The following is a 26597-nucleotide window of genomic DNA, read 5'->3' as shown; positions in this document are numbered from 1 at the left end:
CCCGCCGTATCGTGTGAGTGACTGTAACCGCTCACAGGCACACCGTCGTCCCTCCCGTCCAGCGAGGCCGGCGCGGTCTGCCGCTCCCACTGCTCCCACAGCTCTCGCTTCATCAAGGAGGACGAATGCGCTCTTCGCTTCGCAGCATCCGGTCGGTCGGCATCGCCACCGCCGCTACCGCCGCTCTGCTTCTCACCGGCTGCACCGCCGGGTCTGGCTCCGACACAGCGGGCTCCGGCCCCGTCGAGCTCAGCTACTGGGCCTGGGCGCCCAACCTCGAGCAGGTCGTCGACCTCTGGAACCAGGACAACCCCGACATCCAGGTGACCGTCAACAAGCAGGACGGCGGCGACCCCGCCATCACCAAGCTGCTCACGGCGATCAAGGCCGGCAGCGGCGCGCCCGACCTGATCCAGGCCGAGTACCAGAAGATCCCCACCCTCGTCGCCTCCGACGCCCTCGCCGACATCTCGGGCGAGGGAGCGGCGGACCTCGAGGACGACTTCTCCGCCGGCACCTGGTCGGCCGTGACCCTCGGCGGCGACGCGGTCTACGCGATCCCGCAGGACTCCGGCCCGATGATGGCGTACTACCGCGCCGACATCCTCGAGAGCCTCGGCCTCTCGATCCCCACCACCTGGGACGAGTACGCCGCCCTCGCCGAGGCCGTGCACGCCGCCGACCCGACGAAGTACCTCGGCACGTTCTCCGCGAACGACGCGGGCTGGTTCGCCGGTCTCGCGCAGCAGGCCGGCGCCTCCTGGTGGTCGGTCGACGACCAGAGCTGGGGCGTCGACATCGACGCCGGGCCGACCGAGCAGGTCGCCGCCTACTGGGGCGGACTCGTCGAGTCCGGCGCGATCGACAACAAGCCGATGTACACGCCGGAGTGGAACGCGGGCCTGAACGACGGCTCGCAGGTCGGCTGGCTCAGCTCCGTCTGGGCGCCCGGCGTGCTCGGCGGCAACGCGCCCGATACGGCCGGCAAGTGGACCGCCGCTCCGCTCCCGCAGTGGGACGCGGCGAACCCCTCCTCCGGCAACTGGGGCGGCTCGACCACCGCGGTGACCAGCCAGACCGAGAACACCGCGGCCGCCGTCGAGTTCGCCACCTGGCTGAACACCGACCCGACCGCCGTCGCCGCCCTCGCCGACATCTCCGGCGTCTACCCGGCCGCCACCGAGGTCGCGAAGGGCGCGCTGACCACCTCGCCCGAGTTCTTCAGTGAGCAGAGCGACTTCTACGAGATCGCGGCCGCGGCCTCCGACTCCGTCGCGCCGTTCACCTACGGCCCGAACGTCAACGTCGCGTTCAGCGCCTACAACGACGAGTTCGCGAAGGCCGCCGAGGCCCGCACCGAGTCGGCCTTCGTCGACGCCGTCGCGGCGATGCAGGAGATCACGACCGAAGACCTGGTCAAGAGCGGCTTCTCCGTCGAGTAGCCCTCCGCTCCGTGCGGGAGGCGATCGCAGGATCGCCTCCCGCATCCCCCTCCCCTCACTCCTTCCTAAGGAATCGGTATGGCCGTCACACACCCCACCCGCGCGGGCGCCGCTCCCGCTGCGCCGCGTCGCCGGAAGGGCGACTTCCGCAGCCGGGTGCTCACCCCCTACGCGATGCTCGCCCCCGGCATCGTGCTGTTCGTCGCGTTCATGGCGGCCCCGATCTTCTACACGCTCTTCCTCAGCTTCCAGAAGAAGCAGGTTGTCGGCCTCGGCCTCGGATCGGGCGCGCAGAAGCAGGTCTTCGCCGGGTTCGAGAACTACCTCGGCTCGCTGAGCGACCCGGAGTTCGCCGCGAGCGTCGGCCGCGTGCTGCTCTACGGCCTCATCCTCATCCCGTGCATGCTCGGCCTGGCGCTGCTGTTCGCGCTGCTGCTGGACTCCAAGCGGACCCGCGCGGTGTCGTTCTCGCGGATCGCGATCTTCCTGCCGTACGCGGTCCCGGCCGTCATCTCGTCGCTGCTCTGGGGCTTCCTCTACCTGCCGGCGGTGTCGCCGTTCTACTACGTGTTCGAGCAGCTCGGCTGGGACGCGCCCCGGGTGCTCACCTCGGGCGCGGTGATCTTCGGCATCGCCAACATCGCCCTCTGGGGCGGCGTCGGCTTCAACATGATCGTCATCTACACCTCGCTCAAGGCGGTCTCGAGCGACATCTACGAGGCCGCGCGGATCGACGGGGCCAGCGAGATCCAGATCGCGCTGCGGATCAAGATCCCGATCGTGGCGCCGGCGCTGGTGATGACCGCGCTGTTCTCGATGGTCGCGACCCTGCAGGTCTTCGCGGAGCCCACGACGCTGCGGCCGCTCTCGAACAGCCTCTCCACTTCCTGGTCGCCGCTGATGCTCGTCTACCGCGACGCGTTCACTCGCGACGACATCTACTCCGCCGCCGCGACGTCCGTCGTGATCGCGCTCGCCACCTTCATCGTCTCCTTCCTCTTCCTCCGGGTCGTGCAGAAGCGAGCCTTCGGACAGGAGGACTGACCCGTGTCCACCACCCTCGACCGGCCCACCACGACCGGCATCGCCACCGGCTCCGCCGCCAAGGCCCCGCGCACCTCCGACCGCTTCGCCGGCCGACCGAGCGCGATCGCCACCGCCGTCCTTCTGGTCGGCGCGATCTACTGCCTCTTCCCGGTGCTCTGGGTCGTCATGGCGTCCACGAAGGACGGCGGCGAGCTCTTCTCCACCTTCACGCTCGCGCCCAGCACGCACCTCTTCGACAACATCGTCGCCCTCACCCAGTACCGCGACGGGCTGTTCTGGCGCTGGATGCTCAACACCGCGCTCTACGCCGGCATCGGCGCGATCGCCTCCACCTGGGTCAGCGCGATCTCGGGCTACGTGCTCGCGAAGTTCGAGTTCCCGGGCAAGAAGGCCGTCTTCAACGTCCTGCTGATGGGCGTCCTCGTCCCCGGCGTGATCCTGGCGATCCCGCAGTACTTCCTGCTCGCCAACGTCGGCCTGACCAACACCTTCTGGGGCGTGCTGCTGCCGCAGATCATCAGTCCCTACGGCATCTACCTCGCGCGGATCTACGCCGCCGCGGCCGTGCCGACCGACGTGATCGAGGCCGCCCGGACCGAGGGGGCGGGGGAGATGCGCATCTTCGCCCGCATCGCGACGCCGATGCTGCTGCCCGGACTGGTGACGATCTTCCTCTTCCAGTTCGTCGCGATCTGGAACAACTTCATGCTCCCGTACATCATGCTCGGCGACGACTCGCTCTTCCCGATCACGGTCGGACTGAACGGCCTGCTCAACCAGGGCGCGTCCGCTCCGGCGCTCTACACGCTCGTCATCACGGGTGCGCTGCTCTCGGTGATCCCGCTGATCCTGATCTTCCTGGTGCTGCAGCGCTTCTGGCGCGTCGACCTCGCCGCCGGAGCCGTGAAGTGAGGCTCGTCGGGAAACGCGTCCGCAGTGCGCGCCGCACCCTAGGCTGACGACGTGTCCACCACTGCCGGCCGCTCCCGACCGACCATCGAGGACGTCGCCGTCGCCGCCGGAGTGTCCCGCGGAACGGTCTCCCGGGTCCTGAACGGCGGCAAGTGGGTCAGCCCCGACGCCCATGCCGCCGTCGAGTCCGCGATCAAGAAGACGGGTTACCGGGTCAATCCGCACGCGCGCAGCCTCTCGCGCAACCGGACCGACTCCGTCGCGTTCCTGCTCACGGAGGACGCGGGGTCGCTCTTCGAGGATCCGAACTTCTCGATCCTGCTGAAGGGCGCCGCAGCGGCCCTCGCCGAGCACGACGTCTCGCTCGTGCTGATCCTCGCGGGCACCACGGCCGAGCAGAAGCGCGCGCTGAACTACATCGAGGCGGGCCACGTCGACGGGGTCCTCCTCGTCTCGGCGCACGCCGGCGCGAAGCTGCTCGCCGACATCCAGAGCTCGAAGGTCCCGGCCATCGCCTGCGGCATCCCGATCGGCTACGAGAAGCGGATGGGCTACGTCGCCGCGGACGACGACGAGGGCGCCCGCGAGATGGTCGCGTACCTCCGAGGCCTCGGCCGCCGCCGGATCGCGACGATCGCGGGGCCCGCGGACACCCCGGGCGGCATCACCCGCCTCGCCGGCTACCGCGACGAGCTCGGCGACGCGTTCGACGAGGCCCTGGTGCAGCACGGCGACTACGGCCGCGAGAGCGGGGCCGCCGCGATGGAGCTCCTGCTGCGGGAGAACCCCGACATCGACGCGGTCTTCGCCGCCAACGACCGGATGGCCGCGGGCGCGATCGAGGTCCTGCTCCGCTCGGGGCGGCGCGTGCCGGAGGACGTGGCGGTCGGCGGGTTCGACGACTCGTCCGTCGCCGTCTCGACGACCCCGCAGCTGACCACGATGCGGCAGCCGTTCACCCGGATCAGCGCCGAGATGGTGCGCCTGCTGCTGCAGACGATCGACGGCGAGCGGCCCGCGGCGATCACGCTGCCGACCGAGCTGATCGTGCGCGAGTCGGCCTGAGCGCCCGGCGCGCACGACGCACTGACGCGCTCGGCCCCGAGGCGCTGACGCACTCCTGCGGCGACGCCCGACTCGCGGGCGCGCTGCAGCACTCGACACCGGCGGCCCGGAGCCGTCGCTAGCGTGGTCCGGGTCGTCACCGACCGGATCCGAAGGAGCATCTCGATGACCGCACGCCAGGACACCGTCAGCACCGCCACCGTGCGGCACCTCCCGTGGGCCGCGCCCGCGCGGGAGCCCGCGATGAGCACCGCGATCGACCGCCACGACCGCTGGCGGCTGACCAGCCGCTCGGTGCTGCGCGACGGCCGGCCCTTCGTCCCGGTCTCCGGTGAGCTGCACTACAGCCGTGTGCCGCGGGCGCGGTGGGAGGAGCGGCTGCGGCTGATGCGCGCGAGCGGCGTGACGGTCGTGGCGTTCTACGTGATCTGGATCCACCACGAGGAGGTGCGCGGGGAGCGCCGCTTCGACGGGGACCTCGACGTCGGCGCGTTCGTCGACCTGTGCGCGGAGATCGGCCTGGACGTCGTGCTGCGGGTGGGGCCGTGGTGCCACGGCGAGGTCCGCAACGGCGGCTTCCCGGACTGGGTGCAGGCCGCCGAGGTGGAGCACCGGACGGACGACCCGGGGTACCTCGCGCTCGTCCGGGAGTGGTTCGGCGCGCTCGGCGGGCAGCTGGCGTCGCGGTGCGGACCGGGCAGCAACGTGGTGGCGATCCAGATCGAGAACGAGATCTACGACCAGCCCGAGCACATCCGGACCCTCAAGAGCCTCGCCCGGGAGGCGGGGCTGACGGCGCCGATCTGGACGTCGACGGGCTGGGGCGGAGCCGATCTCCCGCTGGACGAGGTGCTGCCGCTGTTCGGCGGCTACGCGGACGGCTTCTGGGTCGAGTCGGACTCGCCGTGGGACTCGACGTTCCGCGACCACTTCTTCTTCAGTCACCAGTGGGACGACCCGGGCATCGGCGCCGACGTCCGCGGCGCGACGACGGACGCGGTGACGCCCCGCGCCCCCTCGCTCGACTACCCGCCGGCGACCTGCGAGCTCGGCGGCGGCATGGCCACCGCCTACCACCGGCGCCCGGCCGTGCAGCCGCTCGACATCGCGGCGGTCGCGCACACCAAGATCGGCAACGGCTCGGCCTGGCAGGGCTACTACATGTACGCCGGCGGCATGAACCCGAGGAGCGCCGTCGCCGACGGGCTGCAGGAGTCGCAGGCGACCGGCTACCCGAACGACCTGCCGCGGTTCGACTACGACTTCCGCGCGCCTATCGGAGCGAGCGGCCGGCCGTCGCCGACCCTCGCGCTGCTGCGGCGCCAGCACGCCTTCCTCGAGGCCTTCGGCGAGCGGCTCGCGCAGATGCCGTCGACGCTCCCGGACGAGCTGCCGTCGAGCCAGCAGGACACCGAGACACTCCGCTGGGCGCTGCGGAGCGACGGGGCGAGCGGCTTCGTGTTCGTCACCTGGCACCAGCCGCACGAGCCGCTGCCGGAGCACCCGGGCGTGGTGCTCGAGGTGGGTCTCGACGACGAGGTCGTGCGGTTCCCCTCGGTGAGCACGCCGGTGCCGGCCGGGACGCTGGCGGTCTGGCCGGTGCGTCTGATGGTCGGCGGGGTCCGGCTGGACTGGGCGACCGCGACGCCGCTGACGCTCCTCGACGGGGCGGAGCCGACGCTGGTCCTGGTGGCGGCCGCGGGCGTCGTCGCCGAGCTCGCCTTCGCCGAGGGCACGCGGCTGGAGGTGGACGGGGAGCGGCGGGACGGCGCGCTCCTCCGCCTCGACGTCGACGAGCCGGTGCTGGTGCGGGCGCAGGGCGACGGCGGAGCGTGCTCGGTGCTGGTCCTGTCCGCGGAGGCGGGCGAGGAGGCGTCGGTGCTCGCCGACGCCGGCACGGGGGAGCGCCGCCTCGTCCTCTCGGAGGACCCGGTCTGGCTCGACGGAGCGAGGCGGATCGCGGGGGACGTCCGCGCGGGGAGCCGCCTGCCGCGCGCCTACGACCCGGAAGGGCAGCGCTTCGTCCCGGTCGCCGGATCGGCGGCGTCGATGCGGCCGGAGACGGAGGCGGTCGAGGCGCCCCTGCTCCGCGCGAGCGACGCCGTGCCGGTGTCCTACGGGGAGTCCGCGGGGCGGGCCTCCGCACCCCGGGACGCCGACTTCGCCGCCGCGGCCGCGCACCGGCTCGAGCTGCCGGAGACCGATCCGGCGGCGCAGCGCCGCGAGCTCGAGATCCACTGGGCCGGCGACGTCGCCCGGATCCTCGTCGGCGGCGTGGTCGTCGCCGATCAGTTCTGGGACGGTGGGCCGTGGGTGCTCGACCTGGACGAGTTGAACGCGGGCTCCGGGGACGTCGTCCTGGAGATCCTGCCGATGTCGCCCGACGCGCGGATCGGCCTGACCGGGAGCGCCGAGGAGCGCCGGCGGCGGGACGCTTCTCCTCTTCTCGAGCTCGGCCCGGTCGTCGTGGCGCACTGGTACCGCTGGACCGAGGACTGACCGGCGTCCAGGTGGCGTGCACGCCCGGAATCTAGGGTGGGCGGATGACCTCCTGGAGCGCCGCAGACATCCCCGACCAGACCGGCAGGACGTTCGTCGTCACCGGCGCGAACAGCGGACTGGGGGAGGCGACCGCGCGGGCGCTCGCCGAGCACGGCGCCCGCGTGGTCCTCGCCTGCCGGACCGTCGAGAAGGGCGAGCGGGCTGCGGAGCGGATGGGCGGCGACGTCGTCGTCCGGCGGCTCGACCTCGCCGACCTCGCCTCGGTGCGCGAGTTCGCCGAGGCGACCGGGCCGATCGACGTGCTGGTCAACAACGCCGGCATCATGGCGGTCCCGGAGGGGCGCACCGCCGACGGCTTCGAGCTGCAGTTCGGCACGAACTTCCTCGGGCCGTTCGCGCTGACCGGGCTGCTGCTGCCGCGGATCGCGGACCGCGTGGTGTCGCTCTCGAGCCTCGCCCACCGCTTCGGCACGCTCGACTTCGACGACCTGAACTGGGAGCGCCGCCGCTACAGCCCGTGGCCGGCCTACGGACAGTCCAAGCTGGCCGACCTGGTCTTCGCATTCGAGCTGCACCGGCGCCTCCGCCGGGCCGGCTCGAGCGTCGGCTCGATGGCCGCGCACCCGGGGATGTCGGTGACGGAGCTGCACACGCACACCGGTGACGGGCAGGGCGTGATCATGGGCGCCCTGATGCGCACGGTCGGGCAGAGCGGTGACGACGGCGCGCTGCCGACGCTGCTCGCGGCGACCTCGCCCGACGCGCGCTCCGGCGCCTACTACGGACCGGGCGGCCTGGGCGAGGTCCGCGGGGCGCCGCGCCAGGTGAACCCGAACCGCGCCGCCCGCGACCGGGACACGGCGCGCCGGCTCTGGGACCGCGCCGTCGAGCTGACCGGGGTGTCGCCGCTCGACGCGAGCTGAGCACGACCGCCCGTCGAGGGCACCCGCTCCCGCCCGATCCCGGCTCCTCCGTACACTGGCGAGCGCGCGGGAAGCCGCCGCCGGACCCCGAGGAGCACCGTGGCAGCACGACGAACGACCGCCGCCGCGACGCTGCACGACGTCGCCCGGGCGGCGGGGGTGTCCCTGGCCACCGCCTCGCGGGTGCTCAACGGCAGCGCGCGCAAGGTGCAGGGCGAGTACCGCGAGCGGGTCGAGGCGGCCGCGGCCGAGCTGGGCTACTCCGCGAACCCGGCGGCGCAGGCCGTCGCGCGCGGGACCACCTCGACGATCGCGCTGCTCGTCAGCGACATCACCGACCCCTACTTCTCGGGCATCGCCTCCGGAGTGATCGGCGCGGCCGACGCGTCGCGGCTGGACGTCCGGATCGCCGTCACCGACCGCGACCCGGACAAGGAGCTCGGCCTGGTCCGCTCGCTGCGCGGCGGCCGGCCGCGGGCGATCGTCCTGGCCGGCAGCCGCTTCGCCGCCGACCGGCACCGCGACGCGCTGATCGCCGAGCTGCAGGCCTACGAGGCGTCCGGCGGGCGAGTCGCCATGATCAGCCAGGGCGGGCTGCCGTTCCCCTCGGTGCAGGTGGACAACCGCGCCGGAGCGCGTGCGCTCGCGGCGGCGCTCGCCGAGGCCGGCTACCGGCGCTGCGCGATCGTGCGCGGTCCGGAGGCGGTGCTGACGTCGTCCGACCGGGTCGCGGGGTTCCTCGAGGGGCTGTCCGCGGCCGGTGTGAGCGTCGATCCGGATCTGATCGTCGAGGCGCCGCTCACCCGGGACGGCGCGTTCGACGCGGCGGCCGCGCTGCTGGCCGGGCGCTCCGCCGACATCGACCTGGTCTTCGCGGTGACCGACCTGATGGCGGTCGGCGTCGCCTCCGCGATGCGCGCGGCCGGAGTGGAGCCCGGCGCGGGCATGGGCGTCGCGGGCTTCGACGACGCGCCCATCGCGGAGGACGTGCACCCGGGGCTGACCACGGTCGCGGTGCCGCTGGCCGCGCTCGGCGAGCGCGCCGTCGCCGCGGCCCTCGGCGACGAGGCCGACGGCGCCTCCGTCGAGCTGCCCACCCGCGTCGTCCTGCGCGCGAGCACCCCGCCGCGAGCCGCGCCGCCCGCGTAGCGCGCGCCGTGCTGGTCGAGTAGCCCTGCAGGGGCGTATCGAGACCCGCCGTCCCCCGAAGGGCAGGTCTGCAGACGCCTGTTCTGACGGGGGTGGATCTCGATACGCCCGCTGCGCGGGCTACTCGATCAGCATGGAGTGCGCGGCGAACGCGTCGACGTGGGCCGTCCCTTGCTGGTCGAGTAGCCCGAAGGGCGTATCGAGACCCGGCCACCACCGTTCCTCCGCTAAATGGGAAAGCGCTTGCCCGCCGGGCCGCTCCGCGGCTACCATCAGGAAAACGCTTCCCACTCCTCGAAAGGCGCACCGTGTCAGAGTCGACCACCCCCACCCTCGGGATCATCCTGAACGGCGCCTCCGGCCGGATGGGCTACCGCCAGCACCTCGTCCGATCGATCCTGGCGATCCGCGAGCAGGGCGGCGTGCTGCTCTCCGACGGCACCCGCGTGCAGGTCGAGCCGCTGCTGGTCGGGCGCTCCGAGGCGAAGCTCGCCGAGCTCGCCGGCAAGCACGGCCTGACGAACTGGACCACCGACCTCGACGCCGCGCTCGCCGACCCGAAGTGGCAGGTCTACGCCGACTTCCTCGTGACGAAGGCGCGCGTCCCCGCGATCAAGAAGGCGATCGCCGCCGGCAAGCACATCTACACCGAGAAGCCCACGGCGGAGTCCTACGCCGAGGCGCTCGAGATCGCCGAGCTGGCCAAGGAGGCCGGCATCAAGAACGGCGTCGTGCACGACAAGCTCTACCTGCCGGGCCTCCAGAAGCTCAAGCGCCTCATCGACTCCGGCTTCTTCGGCCGCATCCTCAGCGTCCGCGGCGAGTTCGGCTACTGGGTCTTCGAGGGCGACTGGCAGGCCGCCCAGCGTCCGAGCTGGAACTACCGCAGCGAGGACGGCGGCGGCATCATCGTCGACATGTTCCCGCACTGGAACTACGTGCTCGAGAACCTCTTCGGACCGATCGAGGGCGTCTACGCCAAGGCGACCACCCACATCGAGACCCGGGTCGACGAGAACGGCGCGCCCTACACCGCGACGGCCGACGACGCGGCCTACGCGATCTTCGATCTCGCCGGCGGCATCACCGCGCAGCTCAACTCCTCCTGGGCCGTGCGGGTCGACCGCAAGGAGCTCGTCGAGTTCCAGGTCGACGGCACGCTCGGCTCGGCCGTGGTCGGCCTGTTCGGCGCCAAGATCCAGCCGCGCGTCGCGACCCCCAAGCCCACCTGGAACCCGGACCTGCCCGAGACGCACGACTACGCCGAGGACTGGCAGGAGCTGCCCGTCAACGACGTGTTCGAGAACGGCTTCAAGACCCAGTGGGAGCAGTTCATCCGCCACGTGGTCGAGGACGCTCCGCACGAGTACGACTTCTTCGCCGGTGCGCGCGGCGTGCGGCTCGCCGAGCTGGGCCTGGAGTCCTCCCGCGAGGGCCGCCGGATCGACGTCGCCGCGCTCGACGCCGCCGCCGACGCCGAGGTGCTCGTGCAGGCGGGCGCCGTCCAGTGAGCGGGCTGACCCTCCTCGGCGCCGACGGCGCGACCCGCTCCATCGAGCTGCTCCCGGCGCCCGCGCACGCGAGGCCCACCGCGCCGCTGCGCTCGCGCACCGCCTACGCCGCCGCGCACGTCGTGCCGCTCGTGCACGGCGAGAACCGCCCCGGCCACCCGGCTCAGATCGACTGGGACGCCACGCTCGGCTTCCGCCACCACGTCTGGTCCTGGGGCCTGGGCGTCGCCGACGCGATGGACACCGCGCAGCGCAACATGGGCCTGGACTGGAGCGCGACCCAGGAGCTGATCCGCCGCAGCGCCGCCGAGGCCGCGACGGTCGGCGGGGCACTCGTGGTCGGGATCAACACCGACCAGCTCACCGACGACGTCGTCCCGCTGGACACCGTCATCGACGCCTACGTCGAGCAGCTCGCCTTCGCCGAGGACGCGGGGGCGGAGGTCGTGCTGATGGCCAGCCGGCACCTCGCCCGCGCCGCGGAGACCGCCGCCGACTACGAGCGCGTCTACGCCGCCGTGCTCGCCCGCGCCACGAAGCCGGTCGTCCTGCACTGGCTCGGCACCGCCTTCGACGGCGTGCTCGAGGGCTACTTCGGCGCGGCCGACCCGGTCGACGCCTTCCCGGTCGTGCAGCGGATCATCGAGGACAACCTCGACTCGGTGCGCGGCATCAAGATGTCGCTCCTGGACGCGGACGCGGAGATCGCGCTGCGCTCGCGGCTGCCCGAGGGTGCGACCCTCTTCACCGGCGACGACTTCAACTACGTCGGCCTGATCGAGGGCGCCCCCGACGCCGACGGCACGCCGCGCTGGTCGGACGCGCTGCTCGGCGCCTTCGCCGCGCTGGCGCCGAGCGCCTCCGCCGCGATCCAGGCGCTGGACGCCGGCGACACCGCCGAGTACCGCCGCGTGCTGGGCCCGACCGAGGCGCTCTCGCGTCAGGCCTTCGCCGCGCCGACGCAGTACTACAAGACCGGAGTCGCGTTCCTCTCCTGGCTGAACGGCCACCAGCCGGCCTTCTCGATGGTGGGCGGGCTGCACTCCGCGCGCTCGCTGCCGCACCTGTCCGAGATCGTCCGGCTCGCGAACGCGTCCGGTGCGCTGGAGCGGCCGGAGCTCGCGGCCGACCGCTGGACCGGACTGCTCGCGCTGAACGGGGTCGACGTGACCCGCTCCGTCGAGGGGCTGCACCTGGTCGAGGCGGTGCCCGCATGAGCGCCGACCCGCGCCTGTCGCTCAATCAGGCCACGATCAAGCACGCCTCGCTCGCCGAGGCGCTCGACACCACGGTCGCGGCGGGGATGTCCGCGATCGGCCTCTGGCGCGAGCCGGTCGCCGAGGTCGGGCTGGCGGAGGCCGTGCGCCTCGTCGCCGACTCCGGCCTGCGCGTCTCCTCCCTCTGCCGCGGCGGCTTCTTCACCGCGCCCGAGGGGCCGGAGCGGCGGGCGGCGATCGACGAGAACCGCCGCGCGATCGAGGAGACCGCCGCGCTCGGTGCCCCCGCGCTCGTGCTCGTCGCCGGCGGGCTGCCGGCCGGCTCGCGCGATGTGATCGGCGCCCGGGCCCGCGTGCAGGAGGCTCTGGCGGAGCTGGCCGACGACGCCGCGGCGGCGGGCGTGCAGCTGGCGATCGAGCCGCTGCACCCGATGTACGCCTCCGACCGCGCTGTCGTCTCGACGCTCGGTCAGGCCCTCGACCTCGCCGCGCCGTTCGACGCGGCCGCGGTCGGCGTGGTCGTCGACACCTTCCACATCTGGTGGGACCCGCAGGTCCTCGCGCAGATCGCCCGCGCCGGAGCGGAGGGCCGGATCGCGAGCTACCAGGTCTGCGACTGGGCGACCCCGCTGCCGGCCGACGTGCTGCTCGCCCGCCGCTACCCGGGCGAGGGTGTCATCGACTTCGAATCGCTCACCCGCGCGGTCGTCGAGGCGGGCTACGCCGGCGACGTCGAGGTCGAGATCTTCCACCAGGAGGTCTGGGACACGGCGTACCCCGACGTGGCCGAGCGCGTCGTCGCGGCCTTCGCCGAGACGGTGTCGCCGCACCTCTGAGAGGCGCACCCCTGAACTCCCGGTCCGCCGTCGCTGGAGGGTGAGCGGCGGACCGGGCTCCTTCTTCTCGAGGAGCCCTCTAGAGGAGCGACGCGCTCAGCTCCACGGCAGATCCAGCGCGTCGAACGTCGTCTCGCGGCGCAGCGCCTCCTGCAGTGCGTGCTCGACGCCGTCGACCACGCGGTGGCGCCCCTCGATGTCCTGCACCTCGCGCCAGGCGTCCGCGGGCAGCGCGCGCGGCGACGAAGCCGCCATCACTGCCTCGAGCAGGCGGAGGAAGCCGCCGGTGCGCTCGATCCCGGCGTGCAGCGGCGTGCCCAGCTCTCGGGCGGCGAGCAGCCCCTCGAACGGCGTGATCCGGTCGTACTGCAGCGTGCGCGGCGGCAGGCCTTCGCGCACGAGCTGCACCACGTCGAGCGTGTAGTAGAAGCGGAGCGTCCCGCGGGTGCCGACGATCTCGACGGAGGGCTCCTCCGGCCGCTCGGCGCAGAGTGTGACCGCGGTCGTGACCCGCAGGCCGTCGGCCAGGGTCAGCACGGCGACCGAGGTGTCGTCCGCCTCGATGTCGTTCGCGCGGCGCAGGTCCAGCCGCACGTCGACGACGTCCTCGAGCCGGTCGGCGCCGGCGATCGCGAGGGCGGTGGCGGTCGCGTGCGAGAAGGGGTTGGTCAGGACGCCGTCGGCGACGACCGCGCCGTCGAGCGTGCGGCGGCCGGCCCAGGGGGAGCGCGACCAGTAGCGGTCGTCGCGGACCCAGACCCCGGAGGCGCCGTAGCGCAGGACGTCGCCGATCTCGCCGTCGGCCACGGCCGCGCGGATCGCCGGGATCGCGGAGGAGCCGAGGCTCTGGAAGCCGACCTGCACGAGCGAGCCGGTCGCCGCGGCGCGCCCCGTGATGGCGGTGAACTCGGCGAGCGAGGCGGCCGGCGGCTTCTCCAGCAGGACGTCGTTGCCGTGGTCCATCGCCGCGAGGGCGATCGCGGCGTGGGTGTGGATCGGGGTGCTGATGATGACGACGTCGGTGCCGCCGGCGGCGAAGAGGCCGGTCGCGTCGGGGTGGTGCGCGACGCCGTCGGGGAGCAGCCCCTCGACCGGCGGCCGGGGGTCGGCGACGCCGACGAGCCGGACGCGGCCGTCGCGGTGCGCCGCGAGGACGGCGCCGAGGTGCGAGGCGCCGTAGCCGCCGATGCCGACGAGCCCGATCCGGGGGATCACGGTCGGACTCCGGAGAGCGGGCGGCTGCGGTCGTCTCGTCTGCTCTGCATGATCCGGCCAGCGTATCGGAAAGCGGTTACCGGTGACCAGTGGGGTCGATGATCGTCATGCCCGCCGGGTTCGAGCGGTCGAAGACGGGGAGCAGCTCGGCCGCCTCCTCGAGTCCGATGGTGCGCTCGATCAGGCGCTGCGGGGCGAGGACGCCCTGCTCGATCAGCCGGAGCATCCCCGGGTAGTCGCGCGCCGCCATCCCGTGGCTGCCGAGGACGTCGAGCTCCCAGGCGATCACGCGCGCCATCGGCACGCGCGGGTGGCCCTCGACCGGCGGCAGCAGGCCGATCTGCACGTGCCGGCCGCGGCGGCGCAGGCTGAGCAGCGCGTCGGCGCAGGTCTGCTCGCTGCCGACGGCGTCGACGGCGACGTGACTCCCGCCGCCGGTGAGCGCGTGCACGGCGGCCGGCAGATCGCGGCCGTCGGCGAGGAGGACGTGCTCGGCTCCGACGCTCGCGGCGACCTCGAGGGCCGCGGCGTTCCGGTCGACCGCGATGACGCGGGCGCCGAGCGCGTGCGCGACCATCACGGCGCTGAGGCCGACGCCGCCCGCTCCGACCACGGTCACCCACTCGCCGGCCTGCACCCGGGCCCGCCCGACCAGCGCGCGGTAGGCCGTGGCGAAGCGGCAGCCGAGGCTCGCGGCGGTCGCGAAGTCGACGCCCTCCGGGATCGCGACGAGATTGGTGTCGGCCGCGTGCAGCGCGACGGACTCGGCGAACGAGCCCCAGTGCGTGAAGCCGGGCTGCTCCTGGTCCGGGCAGACCTGGGCGTCGCCCTGCAGGCACCACTCGCAGCGGCCGCAGCCGCAGACGAAGGGCACGGTCACCCGGTCGCCGACCGCCCAGTTCCGGACCTCGGGCCCGACCTCGGCGATCACTCCGGCGAGCTCGTGCCCCGGGACATGCGGGAAGGCGATGTCGTCGTGCCCGGCCCAGGCGTGCCAGTCGCTCCGGCAGAGCCCGGTGGCCAGCACCCGCACGACGACGCCGTCAGCCGGGGCGACCGGTGTCGGGACGTCGCGGACCTTAGGCTCGCCGCGGACGGAGTCGAGGACGAGAGCGCGCATGCCCTCATCCTGGCAGCGCGGCGGGGAGACGCCGAAAGCCCACGCTCTCGCGTGGGCCTCGGAAGTGGAGCGTCGCAGGCGACGCGTCCGGGACGACTTCAGCAGTCGTCGGCGCCGAACCGGAGGTCGGTGAGCGAGACGAAGTGCCAGCCCTGACGGCCGTCGTGCTGGGTGTAGGTCAGGGTGCTGCCCGAGGGGAAGACGCCGAAGTGGAAGGTGTCGGAGCGGGTGACGCCCGCCGTCGTGTACTCGTTCCCGGTGGCGCGGCGGAAGGGGTCGGCGAGGGTGCCGGCGCCGGCGCCGGGGAGCGAGCCGGACGTGGCGATCGAGGTCGGCTCGGTGCTGAAGCCGACGGCGTCCCAGTAGGTCGGCACCCACGAGTTCGCGTCGGTGTTCGAGGTGATGTCGAAGATCGTCAGCTGGAAGTCGACCGGGTCGAAGAGCGCGCCGTCGGCGTCGCGGAACTCGAAGGTCAGGGTCTGCGCGTCGGCTCCGGGGGTGGGCAGGACGGCGAGGTCGCCCTCGCGACGCTGATTGAGCACGAGCGCTCCCGCCGGACCGAAGCCGGCGAAGGAGTACTCGGAGGGGACGCCGCCGGGAGCGTTCCCGGCCCAGCCCGAGCCGTTCTGGCTCATGTTGTAGCGCGTGCCGCCGGAGAGGTCGGTCGTGCCGGCGGCGAGGGTCGAGGTGATGCGGATCGTCGAGGTGCGGCCGGACGCGGAGGTCGCGCCGAGGACGGCGGGGTTGCCGCTCGCGTTCGTCGCGGCGAACTGCGTGACGCTCGTGCAGGGGGTGGTCGACGCGGCGGCGAGGGGCGCGCCCGTGGCGATGGCGACGACGGGGACGGTCCAGAGGGCGGTGGTGGTGAGCGAGCGGCGGGAGAGTCCGGGCGCGGGGGTGCTGGTCATGGCGGGATCCGTTCGGGTGCGGAGGGGAGCGGGCGAGGCGGTGCAGGGCGGAGCGGTGCGGGTGCGGAGCAGGGACTCAGCGACCGGCGTTGTAGTGGTTCTGGATCTGGGTCGCGGTGAGCGCGGTCGAGTAGACGGCGGCGTAGCGCAGGCTGCCGGAGAAGGAGGCGGGGCCGACGTTCGTCCAGGAGCCGCCGAGGGTGTCGTAGCCGATCTTCCAGTAGCCGGTGGTGTTCTCCGCGCTGCGGAAGGCGGTGTTGCCGGCGACCTTCACGCCGTCGAGCCAGAGGCTCGTCCCGGCGGTCGGCGAGAGGGTGGAGACGACGTGGTGCCAGGCTCCGTCGTTGACCGGGTTCGGGCTGGTGATCGACTGGACGCCGTTGTTGTAGATGCCGAAGACGAGGCGGCCGTCCGCGCCGATGTAGGTGTGCCGGTCGTACTGACTGCCGGCGGTGTCGCGGCTGCTGTTGAAGCTGAAGAGCTTGCCGCCCGCGACGGTGGTCTTGAACCAGATCTCCGTGCTGAAGGTGGTCGGGTTGGCCAGCTGCAGCGGCGTGCTGAGGTAGCCGTTCGTCCCGTTCAGCAGCCAGGAGCCGCCGGCGTCGCGCGGGCAGGCCTTCGGGGTGGTCGCGGAGCTGGTCATCGCCGGACGGTAGGTGCCGGGGTAGGCGCCGGAGTCGGTGTCGACGGCGGTCGTCGCTCCGGTGGCCTGCGCGAGCGTGTAGGAGAACAGTGCGTCGCCCCTGTCGGCGGCGAGCGCCGAGTCGCAGGTGAAGAAGGCCGCCGCGCTGCCGACCGTGTTGTTCGAGTTGCGGATGGAGGCGACGTAGGCGCCGGAGGTGGCGGGGGCGAGGAACAGCACGGCCGAGAGGGCGGCGACGAGCAGCGCGGCGAGGGTGGTGCGCGGGGTGCGCGGTGCTGCGGAGCGGAGGCGGGCCAGGAGGCCGGAGCGGGTGCGGCGGTGGCGGCTCATCGGGCGGCCGACTCTGTCTCGGCGGTCTCGGCGGTCTCGGCGGGCGTGGTCTCGGTCTCGGCGGCGCGGGCCCGGCGGCCGTGCTCGCCGCGCGGCTCGGCCTCGGAGGGGAGTCCGACCAGCATCGTCCAGAGCACGGGGGTGGCGCAGACCGCGCCGAAGAGGATCCAGCCCCAGAGCGGCAGGTGCAGCGCCGAGGACACGTTGTAGAAGTCCTCGCCGTTGGCCGGCACCTGGATGCTGCCGACCTGGCCGGAGACGAGGTCGGCGTGGGTGCCGCCGACGGCCGTCACGCGGATCGGGAGCATGCCGACCGAGACGAGCGAGGCGTCCGTCTGCCCGTTCTCCACGGTCGCCTCGAGGACGACGATGCCGACGAACGGGCGGAGGACGAAGACCGTGAAGGAGGCGACGAGCGAGATCCCCAGCACCCGCATCGCGGCGCGGTGGGTGGGGGAGGAGAGCAGGCGGGTGAGCAGCAGGACGAGGACGGTGCCGGCGAGGAGCATCGGCAGGCCCTTCGCGAGCCAGCCGGCGCCGGGGAGCGCGACGACGACCTTGCCGATCAGCTGCTCGGCGCCGGTCGCCCACGGGTCGGTCGCGCCGTTGATGTCGCCGCGGGTGACCAGGGTGCCGTCGTCGGCGAGGTCGACCACGCGGTGGGTGTAGGTCTCGTCGGGGGTGGTGGTGGGGTGGAAGCTGACGACGTCGCCGACCCGGATGTCCTCGAGGGGCGTCGGGGAGGTGAGGACCAGGGTGCCGACGGGAGCGGCGGTGCCCATCGACGGCGTCTGGACGATGAACCAGCGTCCGCCGGAGGCGTGGAAGAGGAAGGCGGTGACGACCAGGGCGGCGACGAGGGCGGTGACGGTCCAGGTCGCGACGGTGCGCAGGCGGGAGCGGGGGGAGCGGGGCTCGGGGGTGGAGACGGGGGCGGCGGGGGTGAGGGGGGAGGCGGTGCCGGTGGGGACGGCGGTGGATCCGGGGAGCGCGGGGGCGGGGCGGGTCTGCAGCGTGGTCACGGGTCCACCTCCTCGGCGGGGTGGGGGCCGCCTGGGCGGCGGCCCCCGGGGTGCGGGTGTCGGGTGTTGCGGGGGCGTTTCTCGGGGTGTTTCTGGAGTGGGGCGGGTGCTTCGGGGGAAGCGGTCTTCGGTGGTGGATCTCGATACGCCCGCTTCGCGGGCTACTCGATCAGCATGGATCGGGCGGGGTTCGCGATCCGCATGCCGGTCGGCGTGAGCCGGGCGCGTGCCTCGCTCGGCGTGAGCCGGGGAGGCTCGATCAGCTGGCGAAGGTCCAGGTGAGGGGGAGCGAGGCTGACAGGCCCTGGTAGGTGTTGCCGGCCGAGGAGTCGAGCGTGACGGCGATGGTGAAGGGGGTGCTGGTGCCGGCGGTGACGGGGGCGGCGGAGAGCGACTTGGCGGCGGTGCCGGCGAGCGCGGCGGCGGTGCCGCTGTAGACGGTGGTGCTGCCGGAGGTGATGACGACGTTCAGCTTGGAGCAGAAGTCGGTCGCGGTGCCCGAGGAGCCGGCGGCGGTGTTGACCGACTGGGCGCAGGTGGCGCCCGGGGTCAGCGTGAAGGTGTTGGCCGAGACGGTGCCGGCGTTCTTGATGGTGATCGCGGTGCTGACGGTCTGGCCGGGGACCATGGTGGTCGAGCCGCCGAACTTGTTGATGGTCGAGCAGGTCGCGGTGTTGGTGCTGACCGAGCCGCCGTCGGTGCTGAGGCAGGTGACGGGCGTGGTGCCGGTCGACTTCTCCTCCATGACGAGCGAGCCGGAGGCGGCGGTGTTGTTGGTGTTGGTGATGCTGGCGACGAAGCCGGAGAGGGTTCCGGACATCGAGACCGACAGCAGCGCGGCGGCGGCGACGCTGGTGGCGAGGACGAGGGGGGCGAAACGGACGCGCTTGCGCTTTGCGGTGTGGTTCGACATGACAGGACTCCTGATCGGGTAGAAGGTGAACTGCCGTGCAGTTCGCTGTGGGGTGTTTTCTGGCTTGTCGAGTAAGTTACTTGATGGCAAAGATACTTTGCAATCGTTCCATTACCCCCTGTTGTGGGGACAGCCATCTCGACGGCGACATTCGCCGCTCCGATATCCGCTCCCACCCCGCTCCGACACCCGAGAAGGCCGCATGGATCCCGAGAACACGCCCCCCGCCGACGGCGGCGCGCAGCCCGCCGGCGCGGCCCTCCGGCAGGCGCTGCGGCAGCTCGAGACGGCGCAGCGCCACCTGCGCGCCGCGGTCGCCCTCGACGCCGGGATCGGGATCTCGGAGCTGAGCGCGCTGGAGGCGCTCGCCGAGTCGCCCGGGCTCACGCCCAAGTGGCTGGGGCTCGAGCTGTCGCTGACGACCGGAGCGGTGACCGCGCTGCTCGACCGGCTGGCCAAGGCCGGCCACCTCGACCGCGTCTCGAACCCGCAGGACCGGCGCAGCGTCCTGCTCCGGCTGACCGACTCCGGCACCGCGCTGCTCGCAGCGGTCGACGAGCGCTACGGCGCGGTCAGCGTCGAGGTGCTGCGGGCGTCCCCGCGCCTGGGCGAGGAGGAGGTCGTCGAGGACCTCGCGCGCGCCGCGGCGGTCATCACGGCGCACACGATCGGCTGAGCGCGAGCGACCCCGCGCGTCAGGCCCGCAGGGCGCGGTCCTTGCGGATCGACCAGAGGTTGCGGCTCGAGGTGCGCTCGTAGTCGAAGTCGGTCACCAGTGCCTGGATGAGGGCGATCCCGCGACCCGACTCGGCGAACGCGTCCGGCATCTCCCGCGGGCCGGTGTCGACGCCGGGCGGGTCCGCGGTGTCGACCAGCTCGGCCCGGAGCGCCTCGTCGTCGACGGTGACGACGAGGCGGCAGAGGACCGCGGTGGTCGAGACGGCGTGCTGGATCACGTTGGAGACGAGCTCGACGAGCGCCGTCTCGAACTCCATCCGGTCGCGGGCACCGACGTCGGCGCGCTCGCCGAAGAGCGAGTCGAGCAGGTCGTGCACGAGCTCGATGTCGTCGGGCGGCGTCCGGAAGGCGAGGGTGCGCTCAGTCACGGTACGCGTCGCCGGCCGAGGCGTAGCCGACGAGCACGCGGTCGAGGTTGGAGAGCTCGAGCACCATGGTGACCTGCTCGCTCGGGGCGGCGATCCGGAGGTCGCCCCCCGCCTGGCGGGCGCTCTTGAGGCAGGCGACGAGCGCACCGAGCCCGGACGAGTCCATGAAGGTGACCTCGCTCAGCTCGACCACGATGCGGCTGCTGCCCTCGTCGAGAGCGCCGCGCACCTCCGTCCGCAGATCCCGCGCCGCGGCGAGATTGAGCCGGCCCGCCGCCGTGATCACGGCGACGCCGGGAGCGATCGTCTCGGTGCTGAAGGTCATGCCTGCTCCTGGTCGGTGTCCGCGGCGGGGCGCGGGGTGTCGTGGGTCCGCGTCACGAGGAGCGCGGTGATGTCGTCGAGCGCGCGGCCGGAGCCGGCGAGCGCGGTCAGGGCGGTGAGGAAGCCGATGGCGCCCTCGGAGGTGCGGACGAGGTCGGCCGCGAGGACGAGCGACTGCAGGGTTCCGTCGAAGAGGTCGAGCACCCCGTCGGTGAAGGAGACCAGGGAGTCGCCGACGGCGAGATCGACGGTCTGGGTGACCCAGCCGCCGTCCTCCGCGATGCCGAGGGGGAGGCCGAGCGCGGCGAGGCGGTGGAAGGTCCCGTCGGCGCGGAGCAGGACGGTGAGCCCGTGGCCCGCGTCCACGAAGTCGACCCGACCGGTCGCGGTGTCGAGCCGGCCGTGGAAGAGCGTCGCGAAGGTCTCGGTGGCGGAGAAGTCCGGCTGCAGCTGCTCGCTGACCGCGGCGACCACCGCGTCCGGAGCGCCGCCGGCCCGGGCGCGGAACGCGGCGCGGATGCCGGCGGCGAGGATCGCGGCGCCGGTGCCCTTGCCCATCACGTCGACGAGAGTCAGGTCGACGACCGCCTCGGTCGCGGTCCAGGTGTAGAAGTCACCGCAGATCTGCCACTTGGGCAGCGAGGCGCCGGCCAGGTCGTAGCCGGCGGGGTGGCGGAACGCGGTGGGGGAGAGGCGGGCCTGCACGTCGGCGGCGCGGTCCCACTCCGCGGTGTCGCGCAGCTCGCGCTCGACCCACTGGCCGAACTCCTCGAAGAGCAGCTCCTCCTCCGGGCTGAGCGCGCGGGGGACGAAGTCGAGCAGGCAGAGCGTCCCGAGCTGCAGGCCGTCGTCCACCGTGAGCGGGCGGCCGGCGTAGAACTGCACGTGCGGCGGTCCGGAGACGTGCACGTGCTGCGCCCAGGCTCCGTCGGCGCCGAGGTCGGGGACGACGAGCGTGCTCCGCTGGGCGAGCGTCGCGTCGCAGAACGTCCCCGCGCGCGGGTAGGACACCGGCCCCTCGGGCTGCGGCGACTTCGTGAAGAGCGTCGTCTCGTCGAGGATGTGGATCTCCGCCACCGGCACCTGGAAGAGCTCCTGCGCCATCCGGGTGATCCGGTCGAAGCGCTCCTCGGGGCCGGAGCCCATCAGGCCCAGCGCCTCGATCACGGCGGCGCGGCGGTCCCGGTCGTCGGTCGCCCCGAGCGGTGCGTCGGCGCCGATCGCCGGGTCCTGGCTGGTCTGCTGCGACATCGTCCCCCCGAGTCTGCGTGCGGAGACGGTGTCTCGCCTCCGCGATGACGGTATCGAACGGTGCGCCCCCGGTCGCCGCTGAGGGCCGTTAGTCACCCGGACGGGGGTCACGGCTGCGCGACACCGGTAGCGTTGCACCCTGACCCCGATGGTGCAATGATGCACAGTATGCAAGCAGATGCGACCGCGACCCGGCGCGACCAGCGCGCGGCCGAGCGGCGAAGCGAGCTTGCCCGCACCGCCCGCGAGCTGACCATCCGCCACGGCTTCTCGGGCTTCACCGTCGAGGAGCTCTGCGAGGAGGTCGGCATCTCGCGCCGCACCTTCTTCAACTACTTCCCGAGCAAGGAGTACGCGATCGTCGGCCGGCCCGAGGAGGGCCTCGACGACGACAGCGTCGCGGACTTCCTGACCCGCCGCCCGGGCGTCTCGCTGCTCGAGGCCCTCGTCGCCCTCGGCGCGGTGCACTTCGCCGCGATCGGCCTGAACGCCGACAGCGTCCGCGAGTTCGTCGCCGTCGCCGATCGCGAGCCGAAGCTCCTGCAGGCCCTGCTCGACGTCGGCACCCAGCGCGACCTGCTCGTCGCCGACCTCGTCGCGCGGCGCGAGGGCCTCGACCCCGCCGACCCGTCCGTGCTGCTCGCCGTGCAGACGGCCGGCACCGTCGTCCGCAGCGCCGTCGGCGCCTACCTCGACTCCGACGGCTCCGTGCCGCTCGAGCGCCTCGCCCAGGACCGCATCGCGGCCGTGACGCGCCTGCTCCTGGGCTGACCCGGCCCCCGCCGCGCCGACCAGCTCCCTCTCGCCCCACCCGACCCCGAGGACACCATGACCGCCCCCGCCACCGCCTCACCGCTCCTGCTCACGCAGCGCCGGATCTGGATCATCTTCTCCGCGCTGATCGCCGGCATGCTCCTCTCCAGCCTCGACCAGACCATCGTCTCGACCGCGATGCCGACCATCGTCGGCCAGCTCGGCGGCGTCGAGCACCAGGCCTGGATCACCACCGCCTACCTGCTCGCGACCACGATCGTGATGCCGATCTACGGCAAGTTCGGCGACGTCCTCGGCCGCCGCACGCTCTTCCTGATCGCCATCGCGCTGTTCACCCTCGCCTCGGTCGGCTGCGCGCTGGCCGGCGACTTCTGGTCGTTCGTCGTCTTCCGCGCGCTCCAGGGCCTCGGCGGCGGCGGGCTGATGATCCTGTCGCAGGCGATCATCGCCGACATCGTGCCCGCCAACGAGCGCGGCAAGTACATGGGCCCGCTCGGCGCCGTCTTCGGCCTCTCCGCCGTCGCCGGCCCGCTGCTCGGCGGCCTCTTCGTCGACCACCTCACCTGGCAGTGGGCGTTCTACATCAACATCCCGGTCGGCATCGCGGCCTTCGCCATCGCCTGGTTCGCGCTGACGCTGCCGAGCAAGCGCGCGACCAAGCGGATCGACATCCCGGGCGTGCTGCTGCTCTCGATCGCCACCACCTGCCTGATCTTCTTCACCGACTTCGGCGGCGACGCCGCGCACGGCTGGGGCGCCCTCGAGACCTGGGCGTTCGGCGCCGGGCTGATCGCCGCGGTCGCCGGCTTCATATGGGTGGAGTCGCGCGCCGAAGACCCGATCATCCCGCTCAGCCTCTTCCGCAACCCGATCTTCGTGAACGCGACGGCGATCGGCCTCACGCTCGGCCTCGGCATGTTCTCGGCCATCGCCTTCGTGCCGACCTTCCTGCAGATGGCGTCCGGCACCTCCGCCGCCGCGTCGGGCCTGCTGATGCTGCCGATGATGGCGGGCCTGATGGGCACGTCGATCTACTCGGGCATCGCGATCTCGCGCACCGGCCGCTACAAGGCGTTCCCGATCGTCGGCGCCCTGCTCACCGGCCTCGCGATGGCGGCGATGACGACGCTGACCGCCGAGACCCCGATCCCGCTGATCTGCGTCTACCTCTTCTTCTTCGGCGCGGGGCTCGGCCTGATCATGCAGGTCATCGTCCTCGTCGTGCAGAACGCCGTCGCCCCCGAGATGATCGGCACGGCGACCAGCACGAACAACTACTTCCGCGAGGTGGGCGCCTCGCTCGGCGTGGCCGTGTTCGGCACGATCTTCACCAACTCCCTCGCCGAGAAGCTGACCGGCGTCTTCACGGACGCGGGCGTCGCCGACGTCGGAGCGGCCACCGCGACCCTCGACCCGCAGGCGCTGAGCGCCCTGCCGGACGAGGTCCGCGACGGCGTCGTCCGCGCCTACGCCGAGTCGCTGGCGCCTGTGTTCTGGTACCTGCTGCCGTTCATCGCGATCGCCTTCGTCCTCGCGCTGCTGCTCAAGCAGATCCCGCTGTCGGACCAGTCCGGCATGGTCGCCCGCGGCGAGGCCGTCGGCGGCGAGGAGGCGGAGCGCCTGCACCGCGAGAGCCTCGCGGCGCCGGCCGCCGAGGTGCGGTCGGAGGCTCCGGAGGACGCGCGCGCCGACCGCTGACACGGGGGCCGGCCGCCGTCGCTCTTGTCGCGGCGGCGGTCGGCCGCGACACTGGGGGCGTCCCTCACCGCGCGGTCCTCTCCGGACCGGCGGCCCGGGCGCGAGCTGCGGCCGCCGCAGGTCCGGTCAGGAGGACGCGTGTCCCACTCCGTCGACGAGCAGGCCGTCGCCTTCGAGGCGGAGCGCGGCCGGCTCACCCGGCTCGCCTCGCGGCTGCTCGACGACCACCACGAGGCCGAGGACGCGGTGCAGTCGGCGTGGCTGCGACTGCACGGCACGACGGCCGCGATCGACAACCTGCCGGCCTGGCTGACGACGGTCACGACCCGGCTCTGCCTCGACCGGCTGCGCGCGCGCATCCCGGAGCCCGCCGAGCTCGTCGAGACCGGCACGGGCGTGGAAGGCGTGGGGACGGGGAGTGCCGGCCTCGAGCGCGCCGAGGCCGTCGGCCAGGCCCTGCACGTCGTCGTCGAGACCCTGACGCCCAACGAGCGCGTCGCGTTCGTGCTCGCGGACAGCTTCGGCGTCGACTTCGCGACGATCGGCGAGATCCTCGGGCGCAGCGCGGCCTCGGCCCGCAAGCTCGCCTCCCGGGCGCGCGCCAAGACCGCGGCCGGACCCGCGGACGGGCCGGTCGCGGACTGGCAGGTGGTCGACGCCTTCATGGCGGCGGCGCGCGGCGGCGACCTGGTGCGACTGCTGCAGCTGCTGGCGCCGGGCGCGAGCATCCGCGCGGACGCGGACGCGCTCGCCGCGGGGACCCCGGAGCGGATCGACGGTCGCGAGGCCGTGGCCGCCTTCTTCGACGGCAGTGCTCATGCGGCGCTCGCCGCGATCGTCGACGGGCGGCCGGGCGCCGCCTGGTTCCACCGGGGTGCCCCGCAGGTCGCGTTCGACTTCACGGTCGAGGACGGGCGGGTCACCGCCGTCGTCTTCCGGGCGGACCCGGCCGTGCTGGCGTCGATCCGCCGGCGCGAGGGCGCCGTGGTCGACGCGGGCTGACCTCGCCCCGGCGTGTCGTGTCACATCGGCGGCCGCCCGGCCGTCGACCAGGAGAGAGGCCCACCCGGGGCCCGACAGAAGGAGCACCCGATGAAGACCATGACCTGCCGCCAGCTCGGCGGACCCTGCGATCTCGAGCACCGCGGCGACACGGCCGACGTCGTCATCACGCTGCAGGACCGGCACCTGCGCGACGCGGTGAAGGCCGGCGATGCGACGCACGACGAGGCGCGCAACGAGATGAAGAACCGCTGGCGCCACCCCGTGCAGTCGATGGGCTGGTACAACGGCGCCAAGCGCACGTTCGCGGAGCTGCCGGAGGGCTGACCGGGGCGCCGGGGCGGGGCCGGCGTCAGGCCGGCAGCAGGCCGATGATCACCGCCATCACGAGGATCGTGACGAGCTCGTGCGTGATGTTCAGGATCGTCAGCTTCGCCGGGCGGCCCTCGAAGGCGTCGTGGGTGATCATCCGCGCGGCGGTGAAGCCGACGAAGAGGAACAGCCCGGTGATCACCGAGTTCGCGAACCAGCTGCCGCCGTAGAAGGCGTGCGCGATGTCGACGCAGCCGGCCAGGACGAGCGCGGTGACGAGGCTGACCACGACGGTGACCAGGATCGGGACGACCGCGCTGCGGCTGCTCATCTGCTCCCGGCTGATGCCGGCCAGCCGCATCCAGAGCGTGCCGAAGACCTTCGGGGTGTACCAGATCGAGCCGACGAGCATCGTCGACAGGGTGGCGAGTCCGACCGCCCACGGGTTGATGTCGGGGACCACGGCGGCCGCCTCTCGGTGTCCCGGTCGCGCGGGGATCGCAGCGGCGGCGGGTGCGCTCACCCTAGCGGCGCGCCGGTTCCCGGGGCGGCTCCGCGACCGGACGCGGAACGGGCCCTGACACCCACGCGGGGCCCGTTTCCCGTCCACTCGCAGTCGGAGCCGCGAGCGAGTGGACGGGGATCGGGCTCCGCTCCGGGCGCAGGGCCCGGTTCGGGTCCGTTCGCGTGAGATGTTCCTGCTCAGCGGCGGCTCGTGGGATCTGCTCCGGCTCGTGGAGTCATCTCCGGCTCGTGGAATCGACTCGATCCGGCGAGCCGAGCCTCGTTCCACGTGCCGGAGGTCCACCCGCATCGGCCTCGGCTCGCAGGAACAGCCTCGGCTCGTGAGAACCGGCCGATCCCACGAGCCGGACCCGGATCCACGTGCCGAACGTCACGAGCGCCACCGCCGATGCCCAGCTCCGGCTCGCGGAATCACCTTCGGCTCGTGGAATCCTCCCGATTCAGCGAGCCGGACTGCGTTTCGCCGGCCCGAGGTCCGTCGCCGACTCGCGCCGCGTCGTCACCGCGTCACAGCGCAGGCGCGCGGACCGAGGCGTCAGGAGCCCTGTCCCGATGCTCCACTCGCGGTCTGCGGGTGCCGGCGGGCGACAGCCCCGCCCGCGCAGAACGCCAGCACCAGCAGGCCGAGCACGATCAGCGCGGCGGCGGTCGCCAGACCGGGAGTGACGACCATCGTCCCGGGCGAGAACATCGTCTCCGAGAGCGGGGCGTACGCGAACCAGCCGAACGACACCTCGCGCGGAGTGGTCGCCGCGACGACGATCCCGATCACGACGAGCAGCGCGCCCGCGACCACGGGCAGGAGCCGGCGCCTCATCCTCATGCCTCCACGGTAGAGGGCGGGCGCCGG

The 26597-nt window shown here is 73.0% G+C and carries 26 protein-coding genes; 15 read left to right on the top strand and 11 right to left on the bottom strand.

From position 1 onward, the window contains the following. Window positions 1-125: 125 nt before the first annotated feature. The 10 genes from MT350_RS12790 to MT350_RS12745 all read left to right on the top strand — a co-directional run bounded on the left by MT350_RS12790 (window position 126) and on the right by MT350_RS12745 (window position 12604). Window positions 126-1442 carry an ABC transporter substrate-binding protein gene (locus tag MT350_RS12790; protein WP_243616050.1) on the top strand — a complete coding sequence of 439 codons (1317 nt, stop codon included), beginning with the start codon at window positions 126-128 and terminating at the stop codon, window positions 1440-1442. A 78-nt stretch (window positions 1443-1520) separates the two neighbouring features. Beyond that, complete coding sequence (locus MT350_RS12785; protein ID WP_243616049.1) at window positions 1521-2486, top strand: carbohydrate ABC transporter permease; 966 nt, start codon at window positions 1521-1523, stop codon at window positions 2484-2486. Window positions 2487-2489: 3 nt separating this feature from the next. Beyond that, window positions 2490-3401 carry a carbohydrate ABC transporter permease gene (locus MT350_RS12780; protein WP_374206643.1) on the top strand — a complete coding sequence of 304 codons (912 nt, stop codon included), beginning with the start codon at window positions 2490-2492 and terminating at the stop codon, window positions 3399-3401. Between the two features lie 51 nt (window positions 3402-3452). Beyond that, a complete protein-coding gene (locus tag MT350_RS12775) occupies window positions 3453-4466 on the top strand; it encodes a LacI family DNA-binding transcriptional regulator (protein ID WP_243616048.1) in 1014 nt (337 codons plus the stop codon). A gap of 165 nt (window positions 4467-4631) precedes the next feature. Further along, window positions 4632-6965 carry a beta-galactosidase gene (locus MT350_RS12770; RefSeq protein ID WP_243616047.1) on the top strand — a complete coding sequence of 778 codons (2334 nt, stop codon included), beginning with the start codon at window positions 4632-4634 and terminating at the stop codon, window positions 6963-6965. A gap of 44 nt (window positions 6966-7009) precedes the next feature. Further along, window positions 7010-7891, top strand: coding sequence for an oxidoreductase (locus MT350_RS12765; RefSeq protein WP_243616046.1), 882 nt, complete (start codon window positions 7010-7012; stop codon window positions 7889-7891). 99 nt (window positions 7892-7990) lie between these two features. Next, window positions 7991-9040 (top strand): LacI family DNA-binding transcriptional regulator, encoded by a 1050-nt coding sequence (locus MT350_RS12760; RefSeq protein WP_243616045.1) that lies wholly within the window; start codon window positions 7991-7993, stop codon window positions 9038-9040. Between the two features lie 365 nt (window positions 9041-9405). Next, window positions 9406-10551 (top strand): Gfo/Idh/MocA family protein, encoded by a 1146-nt coding sequence (locus tag MT350_RS12755; RefSeq protein ID WP_123447046.1) that lies wholly within the window; start codon window positions 9406-9408, stop codon window positions 10549-10551. Continuing rightward, window positions 10548-11768, top strand: a complete 1221-nt coding sequence (locus tag MT350_RS12750; protein ID WP_243616044.1) for a DUF993 family protein — start codon at window positions 10548-10550, stop codon at window positions 11766-11768. Before MT350_RS12755 ends, MT350_RS12750 begins: the two co-directional genes overlap by 4 nt. After that, entirely contained in the window at window positions 11765-12604 is an 840-nt protein-coding gene (locus MT350_RS12745) for a sugar phosphate isomerase/epimerase (RefSeq protein ID WP_243616043.1), read from the top strand. The genes MT350_RS12750 and MT350_RS12745 overlap by 4 nt, the downstream gene beginning before the upstream one ends. Before the next feature lie 96 nt (window positions 12605-12700). On the opposite strand, the gene MT350_RS12740 is transcribed toward MT350_RS12745, so the two are convergent. From MT350_RS12740 to MT350_RS12715, 6 genes are all read right to left on the bottom strand, one after another. Beyond that, on the bottom strand, window positions 12701-13819 hold the full coding sequence (locus MT350_RS12740) for a Gfo/Idh/MocA family protein (protein ID WP_243616042.1): 1119 nt from the start codon (window positions 13817-13819) through the stop codon (window positions 12701-12703). 76 nt (window positions 13820-13895) lie between these two features. After that, on the bottom strand, window positions 13896-14939 hold the full coding sequence (locus tag MT350_RS12735; protein ID WP_243616041.1) for a zinc-dependent alcohol dehydrogenase family protein: 1044 nt from the start codon (window positions 14937-14939) through the stop codon (window positions 13896-13898). Between the two features lie 98 nt (window positions 14940-15037). Then, complete coding sequence (locus MT350_RS12730; protein ID WP_243616040.1) at window positions 15038-15847, bottom strand: hypothetical protein; 810 nt, start codon at window positions 15845-15847, stop codon at window positions 15038-15040. A gap of 76 nt (window positions 15848-15923) precedes the next feature. Next, entirely contained in the window at window positions 15924-16820 is an 897-nt protein-coding gene (locus tag MT350_RS12725; protein ID WP_123736646.1) for a LamG domain-containing protein, read from the bottom strand. Beyond that, window positions 16817-17842, bottom strand: coding sequence for a signal peptidase I (locus MT350_RS12720; protein WP_308197477.1), 1026 nt, complete (start codon window positions 17840-17842; stop codon window positions 16817-16819). The genes MT350_RS12725 and MT350_RS12720 overlap by 4 nt, the downstream gene beginning before the upstream one ends. 259 nt (window positions 17843-18101) lie before the next feature. Next, window positions 18102-18755, bottom strand: a complete 654-nt coding sequence (locus MT350_RS12715; protein ID WP_123736647.1) for a hypothetical protein — start codon at window positions 18753-18755, stop codon at window positions 18102-18104. Between the two features lie 202 nt (window positions 18756-18957). On the opposite strand from MT350_RS12715, the gene MT350_RS12710 reads away from it, so the two are divergent. Further along, a complete protein-coding gene (locus tag MT350_RS12710; RefSeq protein ID WP_243616039.1) occupies window positions 18958-19431 on the top strand; it encodes a MarR family winged helix-turn-helix transcriptional regulator in 474 nt (157 codons plus the stop codon). Window positions 19432-19450: 19 nt separating this feature from the next. Here the strand turns inward: MT350_RS12710 and MT350_RS12705 are convergent, their stop codons facing one another. Genes MT350_RS12705 through MT350_RS12695 form a run of 3 tightly spaced genes read right to left on the bottom strand, consistent with a single transcriptional unit; the run spans window position 19451 to window position 21436 of the window. Continuing rightward, a complete protein-coding gene (locus tag MT350_RS12705) occupies window positions 19451-19861 on the bottom strand; it encodes an ATP-binding protein (protein WP_243616038.1) in 411 nt (136 codons plus the stop codon). After that, complete coding sequence (locus MT350_RS12700; protein WP_243581192.1) at window positions 19854-20186, bottom strand: STAS domain-containing protein; 333 nt, start codon at window positions 20184-20186, stop codon at window positions 19854-19856. The genes MT350_RS12705 and MT350_RS12700 overlap by 8 nt, the downstream gene beginning before the upstream one ends. Next, entirely contained in the window at window positions 20183-21436 is a 1254-nt protein-coding gene (locus MT350_RS12695; RefSeq protein WP_243616037.1) for a PP2C family protein-serine/threonine phosphatase, read from the bottom strand. The genes MT350_RS12700 and MT350_RS12695 overlap by 4 nt, the downstream gene beginning before the upstream one ends. 168 nt (window positions 21437-21604) lie before the next feature. On the opposite strand from MT350_RS12695, the gene MT350_RS12690 reads away from it, so the two are divergent. The 4 genes from MT350_RS12690 to MT350_RS12675 all read left to right on the top strand — a co-directional run bounded on the left by MT350_RS12690 (window position 21605) and on the right by MT350_RS12675 (window position 25237). Further along, window positions 21605-22207 (top strand): TetR/AcrR family transcriptional regulator, encoded by a 603-nt coding sequence (locus MT350_RS12690; RefSeq protein WP_243616036.1) that lies wholly within the window; start codon window positions 21605-21607, stop codon window positions 22205-22207. 57 nt (window positions 22208-22264) lie between these two features. Further along, a complete protein-coding gene (locus MT350_RS12685; RefSeq protein ID WP_243598183.1) occupies window positions 22265-23908 on the top strand; it encodes an MDR family MFS transporter in 1644 nt (547 codons plus the stop codon). A gap of 138 nt (window positions 23909-24046) precedes the next feature. Beyond that, on the top strand, window positions 24047-24910 hold the full coding sequence (locus MT350_RS12680; protein ID WP_243616035.1) for a sigma factor: 864 nt from the start codon (window positions 24047-24049) through the stop codon (window positions 24908-24910). A 90-nt stretch (window positions 24911-25000) separates the two neighbouring features. Further along, window positions 25001-25237, top strand: coding sequence for a hypothetical protein (locus tag MT350_RS12675; RefSeq protein WP_123736654.1), 237 nt, complete (start codon window positions 25001-25003; stop codon window positions 25235-25237). 25 nt (window positions 25238-25262) lie between these two features. Here the strand turns inward: MT350_RS12675 and MT350_RS12670 are convergent, their stop codons facing one another. Both MT350_RS12670 and MT350_RS12665 read right to left on the bottom strand, forming a co-directional pair. Further along, window positions 25263-25685 carry a DUF1761 domain-containing protein gene (locus tag MT350_RS12670; protein WP_123732730.1) on the bottom strand — a complete coding sequence of 141 codons (423 nt, stop codon included), beginning with the start codon at window positions 25683-25685 and terminating at the stop codon, window positions 25263-25265. Window positions 25686-26282: 597 nt separating this feature from the next. Then, a complete protein-coding gene (locus MT350_RS12665; protein WP_243598185.1) occupies window positions 26283-26570 on the bottom strand; it encodes a hypothetical protein in 288 nt (95 codons plus the stop codon). Between the last annotated feature and the right edge of the window lie 27 nt (window positions 26571-26597).

This window comes from Rathayibacter sp. VKM Ac-2928 (assembly GCF_022815545.1).
Taxonomy (GTDB): Bacteria; Actinomycetota; Actinomycetes; order Actinomycetales; family Microbacteriaceae; genus Rathayibacter; species Rathayibacter festucae.
Note: the sequence above shows the minus strand (reverse complement) of the source record. Positions and strands in the feature narration are given on the sequence as shown.

Excerpts from the sequence above, each read along its gene's own strand:
- MT350_RS12790 (WP_243616050.1), top strand. The coding sequence starts at position 126 with ATGCGCTCTTCGCTTCGCAGCATCCGGTCGGTCGGCATCGCCACCGCC.
- MT350_RS12785 (WP_243616049.1), top strand. The coding sequence starts at position 1,521 with ATGGCCGTCACACACCCCACCCGCGCGGGCGCCGCTCCCGCTGCGCCG.
- MT350_RS12770 (WP_243616047.1), top strand. The coding sequence starts at position 4,632 with ATGACCGCACGCCAGGACACCGTCAGCACCGCCACCGTGCGGCACCTC.
- MT350_RS12765 (WP_243616046.1), top strand. The coding sequence starts at position 7,010 with ATGACCTCCTGGAGCGCCGCAGACATCCCCGACCAGACCGGCAGGACG.
- MT350_RS12755 (WP_123447046.1), top strand. The coding sequence starts at position 9,406 with ATGGGCTACCGCCAGCACCTCGTCCGATCGATCCTGGCGATCCGCGAG.
- MT350_RS12745 (WP_243616043.1), top strand. The coding sequence starts at position 11,765 with ATGAGCGCCGACCCGCGCCTGTCGCTCAATCAGGCCACGATCAAGCAC.
- MT350_RS12735 (WP_243616041.1), bottom strand. The coding sequence starts at position 14,939 with ATGCGCGCTCTCGTCCTCGACTCCGTCCGCGGCGAGCCTAAGGTCCGC.
- MT350_RS12730 (WP_243616040.1), bottom strand. The coding sequence starts at position 15,847 with ATGACCAGCACCCCCGCGCCCGGACTCTCCCGCCGCTCGCTCACCACC.
- MT350_RS12725 (WP_123736646.1), bottom strand. The coding sequence starts at position 16,820 with ATGAGCCGCCACCGCCGCACCCGCTCCGGCCTCCTGGCCCGCCTCCGC.
- MT350_RS12715 (WP_123736647.1), bottom strand. The coding sequence starts at position 18,755 with ATGTCGAACCACACCGCAAAGCGCAAGCGCGTCCGTTTCGCCCCCCTC.
- MT350_RS12710 (WP_243616039.1), top strand. The coding sequence starts at position 18,958 with ATGGATCCCGAGAACACGCCCCCCGCCGACGGCGGCGCGCAGCCCGCC.
- MT350_RS12700 (WP_243581192.1), bottom strand. The coding sequence starts at position 20,186 with ATGACCTTCAGCACCGAGACGATCGCTCCCGGCGTCGCCGTGATCACG.
- MT350_RS12695 (WP_243616037.1), bottom strand. The coding sequence starts at position 21,436 with ATGTCGCAGCAGACCAGCCAGGACCCGGCGATCGGCGCCGACGCACCG.
- MT350_RS12690 (WP_243616036.1), top strand. The coding sequence starts at position 21,605 with ATGCAAGCAGATGCGACCGCGACCCGGCGCGACCAGCGCGCGGCCGAG.
- MT350_RS12685 (WP_243598183.1), top strand. The coding sequence starts at position 22,265 with ATGACCGCCCCCGCCACCGCCTCACCGCTCCTGCTCACGCAGCGCCGG.
- MT350_RS12675 (WP_123736654.1), top strand. The coding sequence starts at position 25,001 with ATGAAGACCATGACCTGCCGCCAGCTCGGCGGACCCTGCGATCTCGAG.
- MT350_RS12665 (WP_243598185.1), bottom strand. The coding sequence starts at position 26,570 with ATGAGGATGAGGCGCCGGCTCCTGCCCGTGGTCGCGGGCGCGCTGCTC.